The organism is Winogradskyella sp. Asnod2-B02-A, assembly GCF_045063645.1.
Taxonomy (GTDB): domain Bacteria; phylum Bacteroidota; class Bacteroidia; order Flavobacteriales; family Flavobacteriaceae; genus Winogradskyella.
On the sequence record NZ_JBEFOG010000027.1, the window covers coordinates 1,605,438 to 1,628,993 of the forward strand.

General features: G+C 34.2%; 16 protein-coding genes. 2 read left to right on the top strand and 14 right to left on the bottom strand.

Translation table 11 applies throughout. The features are described 5' to 3' along the window. Position 1 precedes the first annotated feature (1 nt). The 11 genes from ACJJVO_RS14960 to ilvD all read right to left on the bottom strand — a co-directional run bounded on the left by ACJJVO_RS14960 (position 2) and on the right by ilvD (position 13,898). Positions 2-1,129 carry an aspartate aminotransferase family protein gene (locus ACJJVO_RS14960; RefSeq protein WP_405575542.1) on the bottom strand — a complete coding sequence of 376 codons (1,128 nt, stop codon included), beginning with the start codon at positions 1,127-1,129 and terminating at the stop codon, positions 2-4. Continuing rightward, positions 1,126-1,926 (bottom strand): pyrroline-5-carboxylate reductase, encoded by an 801-nt coding sequence (gene proC, locus ACJJVO_RS14965; protein ID WP_405575544.1) that lies wholly within the window; start codon positions 1,924-1,926, stop codon positions 1,126-1,128. The genes ACJJVO_RS14960 and proC overlap by 4 nt, the downstream gene beginning before the upstream one ends. A gap of 153 nt (positions 1,927-2,079) precedes the next feature. Further along, entirely contained in the window at positions 2,080-3,063 is a 984-nt protein-coding gene (gene argC, locus ACJJVO_RS14970; RefSeq protein WP_405575546.1) for an N-acetyl-gamma-glutamyl-phosphate reductase, read from the bottom strand. A gap of 83 nt (positions 3,064-3,146) precedes the next feature. Beyond that, positions 3,147-4,328, bottom strand: a complete 1,182-nt coding sequence (locus tag ACJJVO_RS14975; protein ID WP_405575548.1) for an argininosuccinate synthase — start codon at positions 4,326-4,328, stop codon at positions 3,147-3,149. Then, positions 4,321-4,950, bottom strand: coding sequence for a GNAT family N-acetyltransferase (locus ACJJVO_RS14980; RefSeq protein WP_405575550.1), 630 nt, complete (start codon positions 4,948-4,950; stop codon positions 4,321-4,323). The genes ACJJVO_RS14975 and ACJJVO_RS14980 overlap by 8 nt, the downstream gene beginning before the upstream one ends. A 426-nt stretch (positions 4,951-5,376) precedes the next feature. Next, the gene (locus ACJJVO_RS14985; protein ID WP_405575552.1) at positions 5,377-6,969 is read right to left on the bottom strand and encodes an NADP-dependent glyceraldehyde-3-phosphate dehydrogenase; all 1,593 of its coding nucleotides are present in this window, start codon (positions 6,967-6,969) and stop codon (positions 5,377-5,379) included. Between the two features lie 79 nt (positions 6,970-7,048). After that, positions 7,049-8,317 (bottom strand): threonine ammonia-lyase IlvA, encoded by a 1,269-nt coding sequence (ilvA, locus tag ACJJVO_RS14990; protein ID WP_405575554.1) that lies wholly within the window; start codon positions 8,315-8,317, stop codon positions 7,049-7,051. A 77-nt stretch (positions 8,318-8,394) separates the two neighbouring features. Then, on the bottom strand, positions 8,395-9,894 hold the full coding sequence (gene ilvC, locus ACJJVO_RS14995) for a ketol-acid reductoisomerase (protein WP_405575556.1): 1,500 nt from the start codon (positions 9,892-9,894) through the stop codon (positions 8,395-8,397). A 41-nt stretch (positions 9,895-9,935) separates the two neighbouring features. Further along, positions 9,936-10,466 (bottom strand): acetolactate synthase small subunit, encoded by a 531-nt coding sequence (ilvN, locus tag ACJJVO_RS15000; RefSeq protein ID WP_405575558.1) that lies wholly within the window; start codon positions 10,464-10,466, stop codon positions 9,936-9,938. Positions 10,467-10,469: 3 nt separating this feature from the next. Then, a complete protein-coding gene (gene ilvB / locus ACJJVO_RS15005) occupies positions 10,470-12,206 on the bottom strand; it encodes a biosynthetic-type acetolactate synthase large subunit (protein ID WP_405575560.1) in 1,737 nt (578 codons plus the stop codon). Positions 12,207-12,218: 12 nt separating this feature from the next. Beyond that, complete coding sequence (gene ilvD, locus ACJJVO_RS15010; RefSeq protein ID WP_405575562.1) at positions 12,219-13,898, bottom strand: dihydroxy-acid dehydratase; 1,680 nt, start codon at positions 13,896-13,898, stop codon at positions 12,219-12,221. Positions 13,899-14,601: 703 nt separating this feature from the next. Between ilvD and ACJJVO_RS15015 the strand changes: the two genes are divergently transcribed. Together ACJJVO_RS15015 and ACJJVO_RS15020 are read left to right on the top strand one after the other, a co-directional pair. After that, on the top strand, positions 14,602-17,187 hold the full coding sequence (locus ACJJVO_RS15015) for a T9SS type A sorting domain-containing protein (RefSeq protein WP_405575564.1): 2,586 nt from the start codon (positions 14,602-14,604) through the stop codon (positions 17,185-17,187). Positions 17,188-17,534: 347 nt separating this feature from the next. After that, positions 17,535-18,623 carry a formylglycine-generating enzyme family protein gene (locus ACJJVO_RS15020; RefSeq protein ID WP_405575566.1) on the top strand — a complete coding sequence of 363 codons (1,089 nt, stop codon included), beginning with the start codon at positions 17,535-17,537 and terminating at the stop codon, positions 18,621-18,623. Between the two features lie 109 nt (positions 18,624-18,732). Here the strand turns inward: ACJJVO_RS15020 and ACJJVO_RS15025 are convergent, their stop codons facing one another. Genes ACJJVO_RS15025 through ACJJVO_RS15035 form a run of 3 tightly spaced genes read right to left on the bottom strand, consistent with a single transcriptional unit; the run spans position 18,733 to position 23,555 of the window. Further along, complete coding sequence (locus ACJJVO_RS15025; protein WP_405575568.1) at positions 18,733-20,571, bottom strand: arylsulfatase; 1,839 nt, start codon at positions 20,569-20,571, stop codon at positions 18,733-18,735. Positions 20,572-20,608: 37 nt separating this feature from the next. Continuing rightward, a complete protein-coding gene (locus tag ACJJVO_RS15030; RefSeq protein WP_405575570.1) occupies positions 20,609-21,997 on the bottom strand; it encodes a sulfatase in 1,389 nt (462 codons plus the stop codon). A gap of 7 nt (positions 21,998-22,004) precedes the next feature. After that, positions 22,005-23,555, bottom strand: a complete 1,551-nt coding sequence (locus ACJJVO_RS15035) for an arylsulfatase (RefSeq protein ID WP_405575572.1) — start codon at positions 23,553-23,555, stop codon at positions 22,005-22,007. Between the last annotated feature and the right edge of the window lies 1 nt (position 23,556).

A 23,556-nucleotide genomic window follows, 5' to 3' on the forward strand; every position in this document is an offset into this window, starting at 1 on the left:
TCTAAACTAGTTCTTTTTCTAAGGCATCAAAAAAGATGTCAATATGTTTTTTCTGAATCGTTAATGGTGGAAGTATTCTAATTAAATTAGGGTTCTTTGCACTTCCAGTAAATATATGATGTTCAAAAATGAGCTTTTTCCGTAAGTCTGAAATCGGAAAATCGAATTCTAAACCTAACATTAATCCACGACCTTTTATCGATTTTAAATTTGGTAATGATTTTGCTTTCTCTTGAAAATACTCTGAAATGTTTTTAGCATTTTCCATTAACTTTTCTTCTTCCAAAACTTCTAAAACCGATAGCGTTGCAGCACAAGCTAAATGATTGCCGCCAAAAGTTGTTCCTAATAATCCAAAAGAAGCTTTAATGGAAGGGTGAATTAAAATCCCTCCAACAGGAAATCCATTTCCCATGCCTTTAGCTATAGAAATAATATCTGGTGTTATATTATGTTTTTGAAAAGCAAAAAAGTCGCCAGTTCTACCAAATCCAGATTGTACTTCGTCTGCAATAAATGCCGTGTTGTATTGTTTGCAAAGGGTTTCTAGTCCTTTGTAAAATTCGATAGTGCTCTGGTCTAAACCGCCAACACCTTGAATGAACTCAACAATAACAGCACAAGTTTGGTTTTGTTTTAAAATGGTTTCAACCGCGTCTAAATCGCCTAATTCTACAAAATCAACGTCTTGTTGTGCATTGATTGGTGCTACAATTTTTGGATTATCAGTTGCGGCAACAGCAGCTGACGTTCTACCGTGAAATGAATTTTTAAATGATAAAACTTTGGTTTTGCCATTATGAAACGATGCTAGTTTTAAAGCATTTTCGTTGGCTTCTGCGCCAGAATTACATAAAAATAATTGGTAATCTTTGCAGCCAGATATGGCTTCAAGCTTATCTGCTAATTCAACTTGTAATGGATTTTGAATCGCATTACTGTAAAACCCTAGTTTTTCAACTTGTTTAGAAATCGCGCTTACATATTTTGGATGTGAATGTCCAATGGAAATCACAGCATGTCCTCCGTAGAGGTCTAAATATTCCACATTGTTATCATCGTAAACGTAGATGTCTTTTGCGCTTACTGGTGTAATGTCGAAGAGTGGATATACATTAAATAAACTCATATCTGCTCTTTTTTGATGTTATTAATTTTATTGAAAGAAGCTACCATACCTTGTATTAAAGATGAGCTTAAACCTTTGTGTTCCATTTCGTTTAAACCTTCTATAGTACAACCTTTTGGAGTGGTTACTCTGTCTATTTCTTCTTCTGGATGGTGACCATTTGTAATTAATAAATTGGCAGCTCCTTCTGAAGTATACATGGCTAATTCTTGTGCTTCCTTGGCATCAAAACCTAACTGAATAGCAGCTTGTGTTGTAGCGCGAATCAGTCGCATCCAAAATGCAATTCCGCTTGCACAAACTACAGTTGCAGCTTGCATTTGAGATTCTGGAATAGCCAACGTATGTCCTAATCTATTGAAAATAGCTTCCGCGATTTGAATGCGTTTAGCGCCTTTTTCATTACTACACATGCAAGTCATAGATTTACCAACAGCAATCGCTGTATTTGGCATAGCTCTAATGATGAATTGGTCAGAACCAACAATAGCTTCAATTTGTGGAATTAGAAATCCGGTAATGGTAGAAATTAAAACGTGTTTTTCTGTTAAATACGGTTTTAAATCATTTAATATTTTATCAAAATGTCTTGGTTGAATAGCAAATATTAAAATATCTGAATTTTTTACAGCTTCAATATTATCTGTTGTTAATATGACATTTTTATAACCGTCCAAATCTTGAATATCATCTAAGTTTCTTTTGGTTAAGTATAGTGTTGTTATGGCATTATTGGTAATCAATCCTTTTGCGATAGATTTTCCTAAGTTTCCTGTGCCTATGATTGCTATTTTCATTTTGCTTTTCTATTGTTTTTCAATGGTAAAATGTGTTCGCATTAAAAATGCTCCGTTCATCTTTCTAATTTTTTTTGTCATTCCTGCGAAGGCAGGAATCTATATTTTGGTTTAGACCAGCTAGGTTTTATAAACCAGCAAGGTCTATGTTTGTTAAAAATAATTCGCCTTTAATTGTAAACCTTCGGTTTCTTCAAACCCATGCATTAAATTCATGTTTTGTATGGCTTGTCCTGAGGCACCTTTTAGTAAATTATCAATGATGCTTGTTACTAGTAATTTGCCTTCATGTTTATGTAAATGAAGAATGCATTTGTTGGTGTTTACTACTTGTTTCAAATGAATGTCATCATCCGAAACAAAAGTAAAAGCAGCATCTTTATAAAAATCTGAGTATAACGCTTTTGCTTCTTCTAAATTTCCTTCGTATTTAGTGTAAAGCGTAGCAAAAATTCCTCTTGAAAAATTACCTCTATTTGGCATGAAGTTTATTTCAGAATTAAAAGAAGACTGCAATTGATTTACCGTCTGATTAATTTCGCCTAAATGCTGATGCGTAAAAGCTTTATAATGTGAAAAATTATTATCTCTATAGGTGAAATGTGTAGTTGTAGAAAGTGAGGTTCCTGCTCCAGTTGCACCAGTTACAGCATTAATGTGTACATCGTTTTGAATGGTTTTAGCCTTGGCTAACGGCAATAATGCTAACTGAATTGCTGTAGCAAAGCAACCAGGATTAGCTAAGTAATTTGCTTTTTTTATAGCTTCTTTGTTCAATTCTGGTAAGCCGTAAATAAACGTTTTGCCATTAAAAACTTCATCTTTTGTCAATCTAAAATCATTACTTAAATCAATGATTTTAGTGTGGTCTGAAAAGTTGTTTTTTTCTAAAAAGGCTTTTGAGTTACCATGACCTAAACATAAGAAGAGAACATCTACTTCTGGGTTAATGTTACTTGTGAATTCCAAATCTGTAGAACCTATTAAATCTTGATGTACTTTATAGATTTTGTTTCCTGCGTTAGAGGTGCTGTAAATAAAATTAAGGTTTGTTTTTGGATGGTTGAGTAATAATCTTATCAACTCTCCAGCTGTATAACCTGCTCCTCCTATGATTCCTATTTCTAATTTTTTCATCTCAGTGACCGTGAAAACGGTTATCTTTATTTGATTACACTTTGTTCAGACCTGCTAGGTTTTAAAAACCTGCGAGGTCTTACTTAATTATTTATCTGCTGATAAATCTTATTTTGGTTACCAACTATTTTAATAAAGCCTTTAGCTTCATCAGCTGTCCAACCTTTATTTTCTTCACCATAGCTTCCGAATTTAGCACTCATTAAATCGTGTTTAGAAGAAATTCCATCTAAATCGAAATGATAAGGCTTCAAGGTTACAAAAACATCACCAGTCACTTTCTCTTGACTACTTTGTAAAAAAGCTTCCATATCTCGCATTACTGGGTCTAAATATTGACCTTCATGTAAATGCATACCATAGAAATTTGACATGTAATCCTTGTGTTGCAATTGCCATTTAGTAAGCGTATGCTTTTCTAGCAAATGATGCGCTTTTATAATCACCAAAGCACCTGCTGCCTCAAAACCAACACGACCTTTTATACCAACAATAGTATCTCCAACGTGAATATCTCTACCGATTGCGTAAGCTGAAGCTAAATTGTTTAACACTTCAATATTTACTTCTGATGTGTTTTTAATTCCGTTTACAGCAACCAATTCTCCTTTTAAAAAAGTTAATGTTACTTTTTCATCTTCGGCATGTTTTAATTGTGAAGGATAAGCAGTTTCTGGTAATGGTTTTTCTGAAGTTAATGTTTCTTCACCACCAACACTAGTTCCCCAAAGTCCTTTGTTAACTGAATATTTTGCTTTTTCCCAAGAGGCTTCGATACCATTTTCTTTTAAGTAATCAATTTCTTGTTGTCTGCTTAAACTCCCATCTCTAATTGGTGTAATGATTTTAATGTGTGGTGCTAAAGTTTGAAAAATCATATCAAAACGTACTTGGTCGTTTCCTGCTCCTGTGCTTCCGTGTGCGATATATTCGGCATCAATACTTTTTGCATATTCAATAATCTCGATTGCTTGAATGATACGTTCTGCACTTACAGATAAGGGATAAGTGTTGTTTTTAAGCACATTTCCGAAGATTAAATACTTAATGACTTTATCATAATATGATGCAATAGCGTCAATATTTTTATAGGTTGAAACACCCATTTTGTAAGCATTATTCTCAATAGTTTGAATTTCTTCATCAGAAAACCCACCTGTGTTTACACTTACAGCATGGACATCGTAACCGGCTTTACTTAAACTGACTGCGCAATAGGATGTGTCTAATCCACCACTATATGCTATAACTAATTTTTTACTCATCTTTTTTATCTTTTTTTAGGAACATCGATTGTTTTAAATTTTTCAATCTCGTCCATGCTTTTTTATCGTAATTGTGTTCTTTGGGTTTTGTGTCTTCGGCTTTTTTAGGGTCGTAAAGCATACCTGTACATAGGCACATTTTTTGTTCAGTTCTTGTTAAAACGTCGAAATTTTTACAAGTTTGACAACCTTTCCAGAAAGATTGGTCGTCGGTTAATTCTGAAAACGTAACGGGCTTGTAGCCTAGTTCGCTATTCATTTTCATAACAGCTAAACCTGTTGTGATACTAAAAACTTTAGCGTCTGGGAATTTGGTTCTAGAATGTTCAAAAATGACTTTCTTAATCTTTTTGGCAAGTCCTAGATTTCTAAAATCTGGATGCACAATAAGACCTGAATTGGCAACAAACTTACCATGACTCCAAGCTTCTATGTAACAGAAACCGGCGAACTTATCTCCATCTAATGCAATGACAGCATTACCATTTTCCATTTTGGTAATGATGTATTCTGGTTTACGTTTTGCAATTCCAGTTCCTCTAACTTGAGCAGCATCGGCAATGGTTTCGCATATCGTTTCTGCGTATATGCTATGTGATTTATCAGCAATAACAATTTTCATTGTAATTGAGTTTTTATATTAAAAAATATGATTTGTTTTTGTTTGAAAGTAGAACCGGACACACCAGAGTTCTATTAATAATTGTATACCCTTACGGCCGACGATTATGTACACAGCGTAATGTATTTCTATCTGAAATGGGAAGTACTAAATCTAAAAGTGTAAGTATGTGTGCTGAATTGTTCAATTTCAAAAAAATAAAAGATTAACTAAATGGTTTAATGTAGTTCCATTAGCGACGTCGCTCGTTTAACAAACGTGTGGGTCTTTCGATTCTGTTTTTTTGACTTAACATACTGTAAATTTAGAATTAAAATTCAATTAAAACTCTATTATCAATCATTTTTTGAAAGAATTATGAAATTCATAATTCTTTCAACTAAAACTGTAAATCCTTCATTAATAACTCCTTTGAAGTGATTTGTACTAGAGAATATAATCTGTACTCACAAAATTTGAAGCTCTAGAATCTAATAAATCCTTTAAAATAGCATTGTTGTAATCGTTGTCTTTTGAAGCTACAAAAGTTCTTATTGAAAAAGAACGTAAAGCATCATGTACACTTAATGTACCAACTGCTGAATCTTTACGACCAGTAAAGGGATAAACATCTGGTCCACGTTGACAAGAACTATTTAAGTTTACTCTGCAAACTAAATTCACTAAAGTATCTATTAAAGGTGCTAATGTTTTTACATCTTTACCAAATAAGCTTACTTGTTGTCCGTAATTAGATTCTGCCATATCATCTAAAGGTTCTTCAATATCTGAAAACGGAACTACAGGAATTACAGGTCCAAATTGTTCTTCTTGAAAAACGCGCATCTCTTTTGTTACTGGATATAAAACAGCAGGAAAAATATAGTTTTCCGTTGTGTTTCCACCTTTATTGTTAATGATTTTTGCTCCCTTTTCAGTAGCATCGTCAATTAATTCTTGAATATAAGCCGGTTTATCTGGTTCTGGTAATGGTGTTAATTTTGCACCATCTATCCAAGGATTTCCAAATTTGAGTGCATCAACTTTAGCAGAAAAACGTTTGTTAAACTCTTCAACAATGTCTTCATGTATGTATAAAACTTTCAAAGCAGTACAACGTTGACCGTTAAAAGAAGTTGTGCCAGCAATACATTCATCAATTGCTAAATCTAAATCAGCATCTGGTAAAACTATAGCCGGATTTTTAGCTTCTAACCCTAAGACTAATCGAAGCCTATTGCTTTTAGGGTGTTGATTCTGTAAAGCATTTGCAGATTTACTGTTTCCTATTAAAGCTAAAACATCAACTTTTCCAGTTTGCATAATTGGTGCAGCAACAGTTCGCCCACGTCCATAAATAATATTTACAACTCCTTTTGGAAAGCTGTCTCTAAAAGCTTCTAATAATGGCGTAATTAATAAAACACCATGTTTTGCAGGCTTAAAAATGGCTGTGTTTCCCATGATTAAAGCCGGAATTAATAACGCAAAAGTTTCATTTAATGGATAATTATAAGGACCTAAACATAAAACGACTCCTAATGGTCCACGTCTTATATGTGCATTTACTCCTGAGCTTTTTACAAATTTTGCGCTATCACGATCCATTTGTTTGTAATCTTCAATAGTATCGTAAATATATTCAACGGTTCTGTCGAATTCTTTTTCAGAATCGGGTAGGTTTTTGCCAATTTCCCACATTAGTAATTTTACTACTTGCTCACGTTTGGTTTTCATTTGCTCAACAAACTTTTCCATGCATGCAATACGATCTACAACTTTCATTGTTGGCCATAAACCTTGTCCTTTATTATATGCAGAAACAGCAGCGTCTAATGCTTTTATAGCTTCTTTTTTTCCTAAAGTAGGAATAGTTCCAAGTAATGTAGGTTCATAATCTTCTGTTGAAGAAATTGTCGAATATACTTTAGAGGTTTCTCCTCGCCAAGGTATTAGTGCTCCGTCTATTAAATATGTGTTTTGCTCTACTAAATTTTTAATTTGAAACTGTTCTGGAATATTCACAAATGTTGAAGTCATAATAACTTATTTTGAACTATTAATTGTAAGTAATAAAGATACTAAATTGAATCTTTTGAGTGATGAATTTTATGTTAAGTTATACTAAAAACTGAAACAAATCTGGTTTGTCATTTAGGTAATCTCCAAAGAAATTATGAAGCTTCATATTGGTAATTAATGGTTCTAAATCATCGGGCGATTGTAATTGTATGCCAACTACAGCTACATCATTTTCTCGATTGGCTTTCTTGGTGTATTCAAAATGAGTAATATCATCATTTGGACCTAAAATATCAACTACAAAATCTCTTAAGGCTCCCGTTCGTTGAGGAAACTTAACAATGAAATAGTGTTTTAGATTAGCATAGAGTAAGGCACGTTCTTTAATTTCTGCCATTCTAGTAATGTCATTATTGCTTCCACTAATAACACACACTACATTTTTACCCTTTATTTCTTCAGAAAATTGCTCTAATGCACAAAGACTTAATGCTCCTGCTGGTTCTACAACAATAGCATCTTTATTATATAAGTCTAAAATAGTTTGACAGATTTTTCCTTCATCTACTGTAACCACACGATGTAATGTTTCTTTACAAATGGCAAAACTTAAATCACCAACACGTTTAACAGCCGCTCCGTCTACAAAACTATCGATGGTACTTAATTCTGTGTTTCTATTTGCTCTAATAGAAGTTAACATTGCTGGCGCACCTTTGGGTTCTACACTAATAATTTTAGTTTGAGGTGATAAAATTTTAAATACAGAGGACAATCCTGCTGCAAGTCCACCACCACCTACAGGCACAAAAACATAATGAATGGGATGAGCTTTTGCTTGGTCTATAATTTCTAAACCAACTGTTGCTTGACCCTCAATAACTTTTTCATCATTAAAAGGATGCACAAAGGTTTTATTCATTTCTTCACTTTGTTGCATTGCTGCATGGTAGGCATCGTCAAAAGTATCCCCAACTAAAACAACTTCAACAAAATCTTCTCCAAACATTTTTACTTGTTCAATCTTTTGATTTGGAGTAGGGGAAGGCATAAAAATAGTGCCTTTTATTTTTAAAAGTTTACATGAAATTGCAACACCTTGAGCATGGTTTCCTGCACTTGCGCACACGATTTCATTTTTAATTTGAGATGGACTCAATGAGGATATTTTATTATAAGCACCACGAATTTTATAAGAGCGCACCACTTGAAGATCTTCTCTTTTAAAATAAATATTAGCGTCAAAATGCTTAGAGTACCGAGCGTTTTTAATTAAAGGTGTTACTGATGCAATACCTTTTAATTTTTCTGCTGCAGCTTCTATATCCTCTAGTGTTGGTCTGTATATGGTTTTGGTTTTTTCCATGCTCACTTCCCTTGAAAAAGGGAATTTCTTGTTTTATTAGACCTATCAGGTTTTTTAACCTGATAGGATAATTTTTGTTATGCTAAAACAGAAGCTTTTACATCTTCAGTTTTGATCACTTTCATAGCTGTCATTGCCGCACGTAAACGTTGACCAACAGATTCTATAGGGTGATTTCTAATAGCGTCGTTAACAGCTATTAATTCAATATTATCAACACCTGTAGAGTTTGAAAATGATTTGCCAATAATAGACGTATCTACGGTTTTCATAAAATCTGTTAATAATGGTTTACAAGCATGATCAAATAAATAACAACCATATTCAGCAGTGTCAGAAATCACGCGGTTCATTTCAAATAATTTCTTTCTGGCAATAGTGTTTGCAATTAACGGTAGCTCGTGTAGAGATTCGTAATAAGCAGAATCTTCAATAATACCTGCACTAACCATAGTTTCAAAAGCTAATTCTACACCAGATTTTACGAAAGCAACTAATAACACTCCATGGTCAAAATACTCTTGTTCTGTAATATGATCTGAAGTTAATTTTGTTTTTTCAAAAGCAGTTTCGCCCGTTTCTGCTCTCCATGTTAGTAAATTAATATCGTCATTAGCCCAATCTTCCATCATGGTTTGAGAGAAGTGACCAGAAATAATATCATCCATATGCTTTTCAAATAATGGACGCATAATACCTTTTAACTCTTCAGATAATTCGTAAGCCTTAATTTTTGAAGGATTAGATAAACGATCCATCATGTTGGTAATTCCACCATGCTTCAGTGCTTCGGTTATAGTTTCCCAACCAAACTGAATTAATTTAGCAGCATAACCAGGTTCAATACCTTCTTCAACCATTTTGTCAAATGATAAAATGGCTCCTGTTTGTAATAAACCACAAAGAATGGTTTGTTCACCCATTAAATCTGATTTTACTTCAGCAATGAATGAAGATTCTAAAACTCCTGCTTTATGTCCTCCAGTTGCTGCTGCATAAGCTTTTGCTTGAGCCCAACCTTTATTTTCTGGGTCATTTTCTGGGTGTACAGCAATTAATGTTGGTACACCAAATCCACGTTTGTATTCTTCTCTTACTTCAGTTCCAGGACATTTTGGTGCTACCATGATTACGGTAATATCTTCACGAACCTTAGTGCCTTCTTCAACAATATTAAAACCATGAGAGTAACTTAATGTGGCTCCTTTTTTCATTAGAGGCATCACAGCTTTTACCACACTTGTATGTTGCTTATCTGGTGTTAAGTTTAGAACTAAATCTGCAGTCGGAATTAACTCGTCGTAAGTGCCAACATTAAATCCGTTAGATGTTGCGTTCTTGTAAGAATCGCGTTTTTCATCTATAGCAACCTGTCTTAGTGCATAAGAAATATCTAATCCAGAATCTCGCATATTTAAACCTTGGTTCAGTCCTTGAGCACCACAACCTACGATCACGATTTTCTTCCCTTTTAATGCGTTTACGCCATCTTCAAATTCTGAAGCGTTCATAAAGCGACACTTTCCTAATTGCTCTAATTGTTCTCTTAATGGTAATGTGTTAAAGTAATTTGACATTGTTTCTAGTTGTTTTTTAAACTAATTTTAGTCTTAATATATTAATGTTGAAATGCTTGAAGCATAGTTGATATTTTCATTTCGTCTTTAGTAACAGCCACACGACCAGAACGTGTGAATTGCATAATCCCAAAGGCATTCAATTCTCTGTACAGTAAATCAATTTCTTCCTTTCTTCCTGATTTTTCAAGTACAAAGAACTCTTTGTTTACAGTTACAATTCTTGAATTACTATCTTTTATTATATTTTGAATTTGACGTTCATCAAATAATAATTCTGATTTTATTTTGAACAAACAGGATTCTTGATAAATGATTTCATCTTCAGTGTGATAAAAAGCTTTAATCACTTCGACCTGCTTTTCTATCTGACCTTGAATTTTTTTCATTTGAGATTCTGTGATATTAACCACAATGGTAAATCTTGAGACCCCTTCTATTTCAGAAGGTGAAGTATTAAGACTCTCAATATTCATGTGTCTTCTTTGGAAAATTGCTGAAATTCTATTCAACAATCCAATGTTGTTTTCCGTATAAATTGAAACGGTATATTGTTTGTTTTCTGTACTCATGTTTTATTCTAATCTTATATCTGAAACACTAGCTCCTGTTGGTATCATTGGGAATACGTTTCCTTCTTTCTCAACTCTTACTTCTAAGAAATATGGGCCTTCGCAATCAATCATTTCTTTTATAGCGGCTTTTAAATCTTTTCTCTCCGATACTTTTTGTGCTTCAATATGGTATCCTTTTGCAATGGCTACAAAATCTGGATTTACCATTTCTGTAGAGGCATAACGCTTATCAAAAAATAATTGTTGCCACTGACGAACCATGCCTAAGAATTCATTATTTAATACCACAATTTTTACTGGTACTTTTTGTTGAAAGATGGTTCCTAATTCTTGAATATTCATTTGATATCCACCATCTCCAGCAATCATTACTACTTCACGATCTGGAGCTGCCATTTTTGCTCCTATTGCTGCTGGTAAAGCAAAACCCATAGTGCCTAATCCGCCAGAGGTAATATTACTTTTGGTTTTGTTGAATTCTGCATAACGGCAAGCAATCATTTGGTGCTGGCCAACATCACTTACAATAGCAGCATCACCTTTGGTTTGAATGTTGATTTCTTTCAACACTTCACCCATGGTTAAACCTTCTTTAGTTGGATGTAGGTCATTTTTAATGACTTTTTCGTATTCAATTTTGTATAAATCTTTAAATTTTTGATGCCATTCTGTATGCGAATTAGCATTTAGCAGTGGTAATAACTTGGCTAAACTGGTTTTTGCATCTCCAAGAACAGCAACATCTGTCATTACATTTTTATCAATTTCAGCAGGATCTATTTCAAAATGAATAATTTTTGCTTGTTTTGCGTAGGTTGCTAAATTTCCTGTAACACGATCATCAAAACGCATTCCGATGGCAATTAAAAGATCGCACTCGTTAGTTAAAACATTTGGAGCGTAATTACCATGCATACCTACCATACCAACATTTAATGGGTGTGATGTTGGGATTGCAGAAGCCCCTAAGATTGTCCAAGCAGAAGGAATACCTGCTTTTTCAATAACCGCTTTAAATTCTTCTTCAGCTTTACCTAAAATAACACCTTGTCCCCAAACAATTAATGGTTTTTTCGCATTGTTAATTAAATCAGCTGCAGCTTTTAAAGAATCTTTGTTCGTATCTGGTACAGGTTTGTAACTTCTTACTCCTTTACATTTTTCGTATTTAAAATCAAATTCTTCAAACTGAGCATCTTTTGTAATATCAATTAAAACAGGTCCTGGTCTGCCGCTTTTTGCGATATAAAATGCTTTTGCAAAAGCTTCAGGAATTTGTGCTGCTTTAGTCACTTGAATATTCCATTTTGTGACTGGTGTAGAAATGCCAACAATGTCAGTTTCTTGAAAGGCATCACTTCCTAATAAATGAGAACCTACTTGACCTGTAATACAAACCAAAGGAGTAGAGTCTATTTGTGCATCTGCAATACCTGTAATTAAATTGGTTGCTCCTGGTCCAGACGTTGCCATGGCAACACCAACTTTACCAGAAATACGAGCATAACCTTGTGCGGCATGTGCAGCGCCTTGTTCATGTCTTGATAAGACGTGATGGATTTTATCTTGATACTTATATAATTCATCATAAACTGGCATAATAGCTCCGCCAGGATAGCCATAAAGAATATCAACTCCTTCGGCTAATAAACATTTTATAACGGCTTCACTTCCAGAAATTCTTTCTGTAGCCGTAGCGTCTGTTTTTTGACTTGTTATGGTTTGAGTTTCTTTCATTTACTCTTAATTTTAAAATTCATCAGTTACACATCCTTTGGAAGCTGACGATACCGTTTTTGCGTATTTATATAAAACACCACGTTCAAATTTTAATTCTGGTGCTTTCCATTTTGATCTTCTTTTTTGAAGTTCTACTTCCGAAACTTCTAATGAAATTGAATTTGTTTCTGCATCAATTGTAATAATATCTCCGTCTTTTACCACGGCTATTGTACCACCTTCTTGTGCTTCAGGTGTAATATGACCTACCACAAAACCGTGCGTTCCTCCAGAGAAACGGCCATCAGTAATTAAAGCTACATCTTTACCTAAACCTGCACCCATAATGGCAGCTGTTGGTTTTAGCATTTCTGGCATTCCTGGCCCACCTTTAGGACCTTCATATCTAATAACAACGACATCTCCTTTTTCAACTTTACCATCTCTAATGCCATCATTTGCCGCATATTCACCCTCAAAAACTTTAGCTTTACCTCTAAAGCATAAACCTTCTTTACCTGTAATTTTAGCCACGCTTCCTTCGGTTGCTAAATTTCCGTAGAGCATTCTTAAGTGTCCTGAGATTTTTATAGGTTCTTCAATAGGTTTAATAACATCCTGACCTTCTTTTAAATCATCAACATCCAATAGGTTTTCTGCTATTGTTTTTCCTGTAACGGTTAAACAATCTCCATGTATTAATCCTTTCTTTAAAAGGTATTTTAATACAGCAGGAATTCCGCCAACGGCATGAACATCTTCCATCAAATATTTTCCGCTAGGTTTTAAATCTGCTAAAAAAGGTGTGTTATCACTTATATCTTGAAAATCTTTTAATGTAAAATCTATTTGAGCAGCTCTAGCAATTGCTAAAAAGTGTAAGACAGCATTTGTAGATCCACCTAATATTGTTACGAGTCTCACGGCATTTTCTAAAGACTTTCTAGTAATAATATCTGAGGGTTTAATATCCTTTTCTAGTAACAAACGTAAAGCCTCGCCAGCTTTTACGGATTCTTGTTTTTTAGCATCGCCTAATGCAGGATTTGAAGAATTGAAAGGTAAGGTCATCCCTAAAGCTTCAATTGCAGAAGCCATTGTGTTTGCAGTATACATGCCTCCACAAGCTCCAGCTCCTGGACATGCTTTTTCAACGATATTTTGATACTCAGTTTCGTCCATAGTTCCAGCAACTTTGCTTCCCCAAGCTTCAAACGCAGAAACAACATCTAGTTTCTTTCCGTTGTGACAACCTGAGTCAATAGTTCCTCCATAGACCAAAATACTTGGTCTGTCTAAACGAATCATAGCCATTAAAGCACCTGGCATATTTTTATCGCAACCTACTACAGTTACTAATCCGTCGTAGCTCATGGCTTGGACTACGGTTTCCATAGAATCGGCAATAATATCTCTAGAAGGTAGTGAGTAACGCATTCCTGGTGTTCCCATGGAAATACCATCACTAACACCAATGGTGTTGAAAATTAAGCCTATAACATCTTCATTTTTTGTACCTTCTTTAACTAGTTTGGCTAAGTCGTTGAGGTGCATGTTACAAGGATTGCCCTCGTAACCTGTACTTGCAATACCAACAATAGGTTTAAAAAAATCTTCTTTTGTTAATCCAATCGCGTGCAACATAGCCTGAGCTGCAGGTTGCGTTGGGTCTTGGGTAACTGTTTTACTGTATTTGTTTAATTCGCTCATACGTTTTATTAATGCAAAAATGATTTGCTAAATCTAAATTACTTGTTATGCTAAGTTTGTTTATTAATATTCTGTTTCTTAATCTAAATTCAATATAACTGACACTGGGTTAAACTGTTGTTTGTCAGGTGTTTGGATTGGTAAAAATATGATGTTCAAGTGTGTTAATTTTTTGTATAAAAAAAGCCTTCTCGATTGAGGAAGGCTTAAAATAAATTTATGTTTAAATTATTATAGCATTCCATGGCTTCGTGAAATAATCACGATGCGAATAATTGAAAGGATATTGATAACTTGTTTTTTCATATGTTGATTCAAAGGTTATATATTATTTTTTAGCATGCAAATGTTTTTAATATAAAAAGTGAAAAAACAGCTACAAGAACATGGTTTAGGATGGGTTTTTTAGAGAAAAATAAATCTAAATACTTTTTGAGTTTAAATTCGTTGTTTTAAAAACAATCTTTTAATTTAAACAAGTCATGTGTTTGTTTTAAATAACAATTAAGCAAAAGATATTTATTTTGAGATCCTTTTTTACATCTAGCATTTTATAATAAATTGTTGGTTATTAGTAACATATTGTTTTAGACCTTGTAAATAAAGGGTTTTACAAGAAATGAGTATGTTTTTGGGTGAATTAAGCAAAGCGAAATCGTTGTATATGCGTATTTTTGTTAAATCTTAAAAATCTACTTATATTATGAATAAACAATTACAATTCTTTTTACTTTTAGCTATTATAAGCTTAAGTAGTTCTCAATTAAATGCGCAGACAGTATTAACAGTAACCGATGTTGTAGAAGTTCAAGATTTCGCACTTGGGACAGGTTTAGATCTTACTGCAGCTGATGCTGCAATAGTTACAGGGACTGGAACGCTTGTAAATCAGCCTACTTATGTCAGGTACACTGGAACTAGTTCTGATTTTGCATCAAATTTAACTTTTGATTTAAAATCAACTACTGCAGATGTAACTGCAAGTATTACATTTGAGTTGAGAAAAAGAAGAGCAAATAATTTAGTTGGAAACGTTACTGTCGGCGGTATTCAAACAAATGTTACTTTAGCTGGGACTAATGCTTCAACATTCACTGATAGTACAGACGGCACTACCGCAAATACTTTTGAAGATGTTGTAGTGGTTTTGGATCCTATAACATTAACATCGACAGCTCAAACCATTGTTGTAAATTTTACTACATTAGAAACTGGAACCCAAGCTTCGGGTAATCCGCAAGTAAGGTTTGAGAGTATTTCTATTAACAAAACTGCTCTTCTTTGTGGACCTGCAACAGATGTTACAACTTTAGCTGCAAGTGCAGGTGCTGAATATATAGATTTAAGTTGGGTAGATCCTACTTGTTTTGATGAAGTTTTAGTAGTTGCTAAAGAAGCTACTGCGGTAACATTTGCGTCACCAACAGGAGATGGTTCATTATATACTGATGATGCTGCTTTCGGAACTGTTGGAACAGATGCAAACATAGTAGCTAGTGAATTTGCAGTTTATAAAGGAGCAGCTAATAACGTAATTGTTTCTGGATTAACAAAGAATGGTACAACTTATCATTTTGCTGTATTTACGCGTATAGGTACAGATTGGAGTGCCGGAGTTACTGTTAGTGCTACTACAAATAACACGTATACTTCGATAGATGGTGTAAGTGGAAATCCTACACGTACATGGGAAGCAGAAACTACTTGGTTAGGAGGCGCTATTCCTACTAATGCAGTTACAGATAATGTAATAATACGTGGTAGAGTAAATATTGCATCTTCAGATGTAGTTGTAAATGATCTTACAATAGATAATGTTACTGCTTTTCTTGAAAGAGTATCTGTTATTGAAGGAAACTCTCTAACTATAAAAGGAGATGTAGTAACAGCAAATCAACTTCAGGTAAATGCTAATTCTACTAGTACTGGTAGCTTAATTATAGATGGAACTGTTACAGGGAATATTAGATTTAATAGATATGTAAACTCAAATGCTACAGGTAACGATTTAATATCCGCTCCTGTGCCTGTAACTTTTTCTAGTATTGCAGGAGAGCTTTTTGAAAACCCTACAACTACTACTCAAAAATTATTTGGACCTTTTGATAATTCAACTGGTGTTTATGAAAACTGGGATACTGCAACCGATGGTGCTACAACTTTAGTTCAAGGAAAAGGATATAGAGCAGGGCATATAGATGGAGATGAAATTTTATTTACAGGATCTCCAGTCTCACCAGCAGTCGATGTACCTGTTTCTATTACGGATGAGACGGCTACAGGTACAGGTAATTATAAAAGATGGAACTTAATCGGAAACCCTTTTCCTTCTTATTTAGATTTTGCTGCCTTCTTTACTGAGAACTCAAGTCAATTAGATGCTGGAGCTTATCAAGCTATTTATGGTTATGATGCTGATGATTCTAATGGTAGTAATTTCACTATCTGGAATGCATTTAATACGACTGATAAAGTTACACCAGGACAAGGTTTCTTTGTTAGAGCTAAGACAGGAGGTGGAACTATAACTTTTAAACCAGCTATGAGAACTACTGGTGCTTCCGATGACTTTATTGCTGGTAGATCAGCTACAACTAGTTTTGTTTTGTCGGAGTTGTTTTTATCTAACGGATCATCTACTTATAATACAAAAATATATTTTTCTGAGGATAAAACAAGAGGGCTAGATCCAGGTTATGATGCTGCTGCTTTTACAGGTTCTACCAACAGTATTTATACAAATCTTGTAGAAGATAATGAAGGATTAGAATTTGCTATTCAGGCTTTGTCTTATAATGATTTAAACGATGTTGTTGTGCCACTTGGTGTTAATAGTGATGCAGGTATACAATTAACAATTGGTTTAAATACAGCAACTGCTACTATTCCTTCAAATATTAATGTTTATCTTGAAGATAATGTAGCCAATACATGGACGTTATTAAACAATAGCGATTATATATTTGCACCATCTGCTGAATTAAGTGGAACGGGACGATTCTTTGTGCATTTCACACCAACAACATTATCTACTACAAAAGATAATTTACTGAACGGTATAAATATCTATTCAGAACAAATATCAAAAACAGTAGTAATTAATGGTCAATTAAACACCGATACTACAGCTGTAATTTACGATATGCAAGGTAGATTAGTTTTACAACAAGCTTTAAACACATCTAACACTACAAACGCAATTAATGTGAATGCATTAAAAACCGGAGTTTATATTGTTGAATTAAAAAGTAAAGCACAAAGTAGAACACAAAAGGTGATCATTAATTAAAATGTAAAACCGGCGCTTTGTTTTTTTGAATATAGACATGCCCTTAAATTGATTAATAGCAGTAAAAAAAACGTGATATTTTTTAAAATATTGCGTTTTTTTTTAATCAGAAAAAATTCCTTTGAGCTCTCCTTCGTAATTTTGTTGCTATTTGAAAAATGAAATATTTTAGAGAATTAGCATTAAATTAATAGGGAATTCATGCGATGATATGGCTCTAAATTAGTTAATTTACAGGTTGAATAATGGATCATTTGAAGAACAAAATTTCAACTAACTTGTTATTCAAATAAGAATACAATTTTGAATAATTATATTTAAAATAAAACAGCATGCATTGCCTAACTATGAAAAAACCATTCGCTTATTTTTCTCTCATTTTGTTAATTTCTGTAACAATATCTAGCTGTAAAAATGAAGAAAACAAAAAATCACCTGATACAGAAACAAAACTAATTTCAAAAACTGAAGCACCTGAAGGCATGGTTTGGGTTGCGCAAAAAACATTTTTACAAGGAGCAAAAGATTCTGATAATTATGCCATGCCAAGAGAAAAGCCAGCTCATATGGTTAATGTTGATGGTTTTTATATGGATATTACTGAAGTTACAAACAAGCAGTTTAAAGTGTTTGTGGACGCTACAAACTATATGACCATTGCCGAACGACAAATTGATTGGGAAGAAATGAAAAAGGAATTGCCTCCTAATACACCAAAGCCTCATGATTCTATTTTACAACCTGGCAGTTTAATTTTTAATAAAGACGTAAATGCCGTTGTAAACATGGAAAATTATGGACAGTGGTGGACATGGAAGACAGGGGCTGATTGGAAACATCCTTATGGTCCAGAATCTACTATTGAAGGTAAAGATGATTACCCTGTTGTGCATATTGCTTATTTAGATGCTGTGGCTTACTGTAAATGGGCCAACAGACGTTTACCAACAGAAGCAGAGTGGGAGTCAGCTGCTCAAGGTAAAAACATAAATACCATATTTACTTGGGGAAATGATGCTTCAAAATTAGATGCTAATGCCAATACTTGGCAAGGTGTATTTCCTACAAACAATGATTCTAAAGATGGATTTCAATTTATTTCTCCGGTAAAATCTTATCCACCTAATAGCATTGGTTTATACGATATGGCTGGAAATGTATGGGAAATTACTAGTGATTTTTTTAGTGTAAAATATTACAGTGAATTAGATACGTCTCAACCTATTTTAAATCCAAAAGGAGCAGATACACATTTCAACCCTAATAATCCTTATCAGGTAGAACACGTAATGAAAGGTGGCTCTTTTTTATGTCATTCATCCTATTGTGCTAGTTTTAGGATTTCAGCAAAAATGGGTGTTTCAGTAGATTCTGGGTCAGATCATATGGGCTTTAGAACGGTAGCAACACCAGATATGTTAGAGTCTAAAGAATAAGGATTGTATTTTACATCTATAAATAAAAAAAGGGAAAATTTAATTTCCCTTTTTTAGTTCTTAAAACTATTAATAATACTTGCTTAGTGCAGTAACTCTATAGAGCTGTTTAGTCTATCAAAGAGAATTTTTTAGACACTCTAGTTACTCTAATGTAGAAAGCTCCCCAATCTTCATCATCATTGGTTGTAAACCAAGCACTCATATCAGTTTCACCTTTAGTAAAATTACCTTTAAAGTTTATAACTTTTGCGCCTTTTTCAATAGCTTTAGTTTGTTCCCAAGCTCCAATTTTTACACCACCAGATTTAAAATCCATGGTTCTACCTTCACTAATGGCTTCAGTAGATAGTGTACCTTCTCTTCCGTCTGCAGTAGCATTAATAGCTAAATCAGATTCAAAAGGCCATCTGCTTAACTCAATGGTATAGGTGCCAGATTGCTCAAAGGCTACGGTAAATTCACCTCCTATTGGATTCTTCTGAGCTTCTCTAATGTAATTCTGATTCCATGGGATTTTAGAATCGTGAACATGCGTGTCATGACAGGTTAATTCTATAGGGTTTTGTGCATCTGAACCTAAAATAATAATAGGAAACTGATTAAACTCTGTAGATACAGAACTCCACCATTCATTATAGTAGCCTCGCATTTGTTCTACTTTTTCAGGAAACTGTACGGCTAAGTCATTCTCTTGACCTGGATCTTTAGAAATATCATACAATTCTGTACCATTAACCAATCTCATTTTGTCTGACATCACTGCGCTTTTTCTCCATTTTATAGGACTTTGCACACGCTGAGAATCGGTAATAAGATAATCTCTACCAATGGTTTCTTCAGTTCCTAAAAGCAGTGAAGAAATATCTGAACCATCAATTTTCTTTTGTCTTTCTGGTAATTCTAAATCACACAACGTCGCTAAAGTTGGTAAAATGTCTAAATGAGCTGTTAAATCCGTAACATCTCTACCACCTTCAATATGCTGTTCTGGATACGATATAAAAAATGGTACTCTGTGTCCGCCTTCATATTCACTGTTTTTTGTGCCTTTCATTCCTGCATTGAAACCGTATTTTTTACCTCCTACAGTTTTATAACCAGAAGCAGTTCCGTTATCTGTCATAAAAATAACAATCGTATTATCTGCAATATTTAAATCTTCAAGTTTCTTTTGAAGTTTAGCAAAGTTATCATCCACATTGGTAATCATTCCGTAAAATATTTTTTGGAACTCCGGAATGTCTAAATCTTTGTATTTGTTATAATAGTCTTCAGGAACATTATAAGGTAGGTGAGGTGCGTTTGTAGAAATATAAGCGAAAAACGGTTTGTCCTTTTTATCTTCGATATATTTTATAGCCTCATCAAACCAAACATCTGTACAATACCCTTCATACTTCGTTGGTACTCCATTTTTAAAATACGTATCATCAAAATAATCATTATCCCAATAATCTGGAGTCTGGCCAACACCACCACCACCATGAGATATAGTGTATTTAAAACCTTTATCTTGTGGTCTAGAAGGGTAGGTGTCTCCTAAGTGCCATTTACCAAACATTGCTGTTTCGTAGCCGTTTTCTTGAAACACATCAGCCATCGTAACTTCATCTTCTCTTAATATAGAAACTCCGCCTATTGTATGCCAAACACCAACTCTATCTGCATATCTTCCGGTCATTAAACCAGATCTTGAAGGTGCACAAGTCGGACCCACATGAAAGTCTGTTAAACGCACAGATTCATCATGAAATTTATCTAAAGCAGGCGTTTTAACTAGTGTATTTCCATGAGCACCTATATCACCATAGCCTTGGTCGTCTGTGATAATCACAATGACATTAGGCTGCTTTGTTTTTTTAGTTGTAGCTGTCTTTGTTGATTGAGATGTACATGAAATTGTAAGTCCCACAAGTGCCATTAATACTATTATTTTTTTATTCATTTTGATGCTATTTTATTTATGCTAAACTATTTCTAATCTATTTAGGTAATTCTTTTTTCCAATCTTTCCACAAACCTTTAAGTTCACTTACAAGTTGCTCATTGTTTTCTGCTACATTAGTTTTTTCAAACGGGTCTTTAGAAATATTGTAAAGTTCTTCTTTATTAATTTTTTCATTAAATAAAAGTTTCCAATCTCCTTTTCTAACGGCTCCTTGTGCCCAGTGATTTGAATTCTCTTTTGTAAAACGCCATTCCCAAAATAATGGTTTTGTTCTTTTAAAGCTATTATTTTCCAAAATAGATCTTATATTTTCACCATCTATATTATAGTCTTTTTGCAATTCGGTTTCTGCTAGACTTGCAAATGTTGGTAATAAATCTACCGTAGATAGTACACTTGTAGAATCTACTTTGTTTTCTTGGACGTGATTTTTCCATTTTACAATGAAAGGCACTACCACACCACCTTCATAAATATCTACTTTTCTTCCCTTTAAACCTGCTGTAGAACCTGCTTCTAATGACGGTCCGTATGCTGCAGGACCATTATCACTAGAAAAAATAATTAATGTGTTATCATCTAATCCCATTTCTGATATGGATTCTAGTAAGCGTCCAACATGAAAATCGGCATCTTTTAAAACTGCATAATAGGTTTCTTTATTTGGTGATAATCCTTTGAAGGATTCACGTTGTGCTTCTGAAGGCCATAACGGTGTGTGTGGATCTTTTAACCAAAGATTGACATACATGGGCTGTTTGCCTTTATTTCGTTTGATAAAATCTATAGTTTCATCTACAGCAATTTTACTAGAACTTTGTACCCATAAGGTATCGGTATCCATAAATCGTGTAGTTGGCCATTTTTGATCTCCTTTCCAAGTTGGTCCATTGCCGTTCCAAACTCTAGCTTCATCATAACCATAAGTCTTAGGCTCTGGCGCAGAAGGATCTCCATGAGGTTTGCCACCTCCTCCTAAATGCCATTTACCAAAATGTGCTGTTTTATAGCCTGCTTTTTGCATGGTTTTAGGCAGGTATACTGGTAAGGAATCATTTAAATAATTAGGCATGTTACGTTTGGCATTAACTTCATTCCCTGCAAAATGACCATGCACGCGATGTCTGGCTGGAAAATGACCTGTGATAACCGAAGATCGACTTGGAGAACACACTCCGCTTGTAACATGAAACTGTGTGTAACGTGTGCCTTCAGCTGCCATTTTATCTATGTTTGGAGTCACTACTTCGGTGCTTCCATACACTCCTAAATCTCCAAAACCCCAATCATCTGCAAAAATGAAAATGATGTTTGGCCTAGTGTCTTCTTTTTCTGCTACAACTTCTTTTTTAGTGTTGTTGCATGAAAGCATCGTCATAACTACGACACCTAACATAATGTGTTTTAATGGGTTTATTCTCATTATAGAATTAATTTTTAAACGTTTCTGTTTTTTGTTCTTTCAGTAATACTGTTGCCAACTCATTTACTTTCTTTGGGAATTGACTTGCTAAATTCGTCGTTTGCCCAATATCGTCTTTAAGATTGAAGAGTTGTACGGTGTCTTTAGCCGTTTTAAAACGTTGTCCTTCAACAAACCATTCTGGTATTCTGGCGTGATAACCATCTTTATTATTGATATACAGCCAATCTCCTTTTCTAACGGCATATTTGGATGTAAATGTATTATGAATAATATTCGCTCTTACAACCTTATTATTTTCTTCTAACCACAACTTGGAAAAATTATAACTATCGTGTTGAAAGCCTTTTGGTAAATCGCTATTTGTAATAGTGGCTAGCGTATTTAGAATATCTATTTGACTAAATAATTGAGAACTTGTAGTCCCTGGTTTTATTTTGTTTGGCCATTTTACAATAAACGGCACATGGTGTCCGCCTTCGTAAACGTCTCTTTTTACACCTCTAAATGGATGAGAACTATCGTGATTGTAGTTTTTAATGCGATCGTAGGCATAACGCTCTGAGCCATTATCTGAAGTAAAAATAACAATGGTATCTTCGTCTGCATCTATAGCTTTTAAAGCCGCTAATACTTGTCCGATAGCATCATCTGTTTCATATACCCAATCTCCATAAGGACCCGCTTTACTTTTGCCTATAAAGTCTTCATTCGGAATTATAGGTGCGTGCGGAGACGGAAACGGCAGGTACAAAAAGAAAGGTTTATCTGCTTTTTCTTGATTTTTTATAAAAGTTACTGCCGAGCTTGTTATTGTAGGTAAAACGTTATAAAAATCCCAATCCTTAACTGCTGGTCCTGGTCGTAATTCCCAATTACCCTCTAAAGGCATATCTTCTCTTGGAAGTTTTAAGGTTTCTATAGGCGCTTCTGTGACCTTATCATTTTTAATCCATGTATAAGGAGGGAAATTAATAGTGCCATCTCCAAAATAAGAATCAAAACCAATAGACAAAGGTCCATTAGGAATACTTTTAGTCCAATCATAAGCCTGTGCTGGCCAGATTTCTAATTCCTTTTTTCCACGTATGACTCTTTCTTTTTGTGTAAAGTCTTTTTTTCTGATGGCTTCCCAATTCCAGCCCAAGTGCCATTTACCAATTGCAGCCGTATGGTACCCATTTTCTTTAAGAATTTTAGGTAAAGTCACCTGATTTTCTTTAAAAACAGATTCTCCCATAGAGTGTACAATATCATTGAAATCTCTCCAATGATAACGACCAGATAATAAGGCGTACCGACTTGGCGTACAAACACCAGAAGAACTATGAGCATCTGTCATGAGTAGACCTTCTCTAGCAAGTTGGTCTAAATTAGGTGTTGGAATTTTAGATTGTGGATTTTGAATTGCTAAATCTCCATAACCCATATCATCAGCGTAGAATATAATGATGTTGGGCTTATCAGACTTTACTGTTGGGTTAGTTGGTTTTGTTTGTTGATGACAAGCTGTTAAGAACACCAACATTACAAGATAAAAGTAGGCGCTTATTTTCATG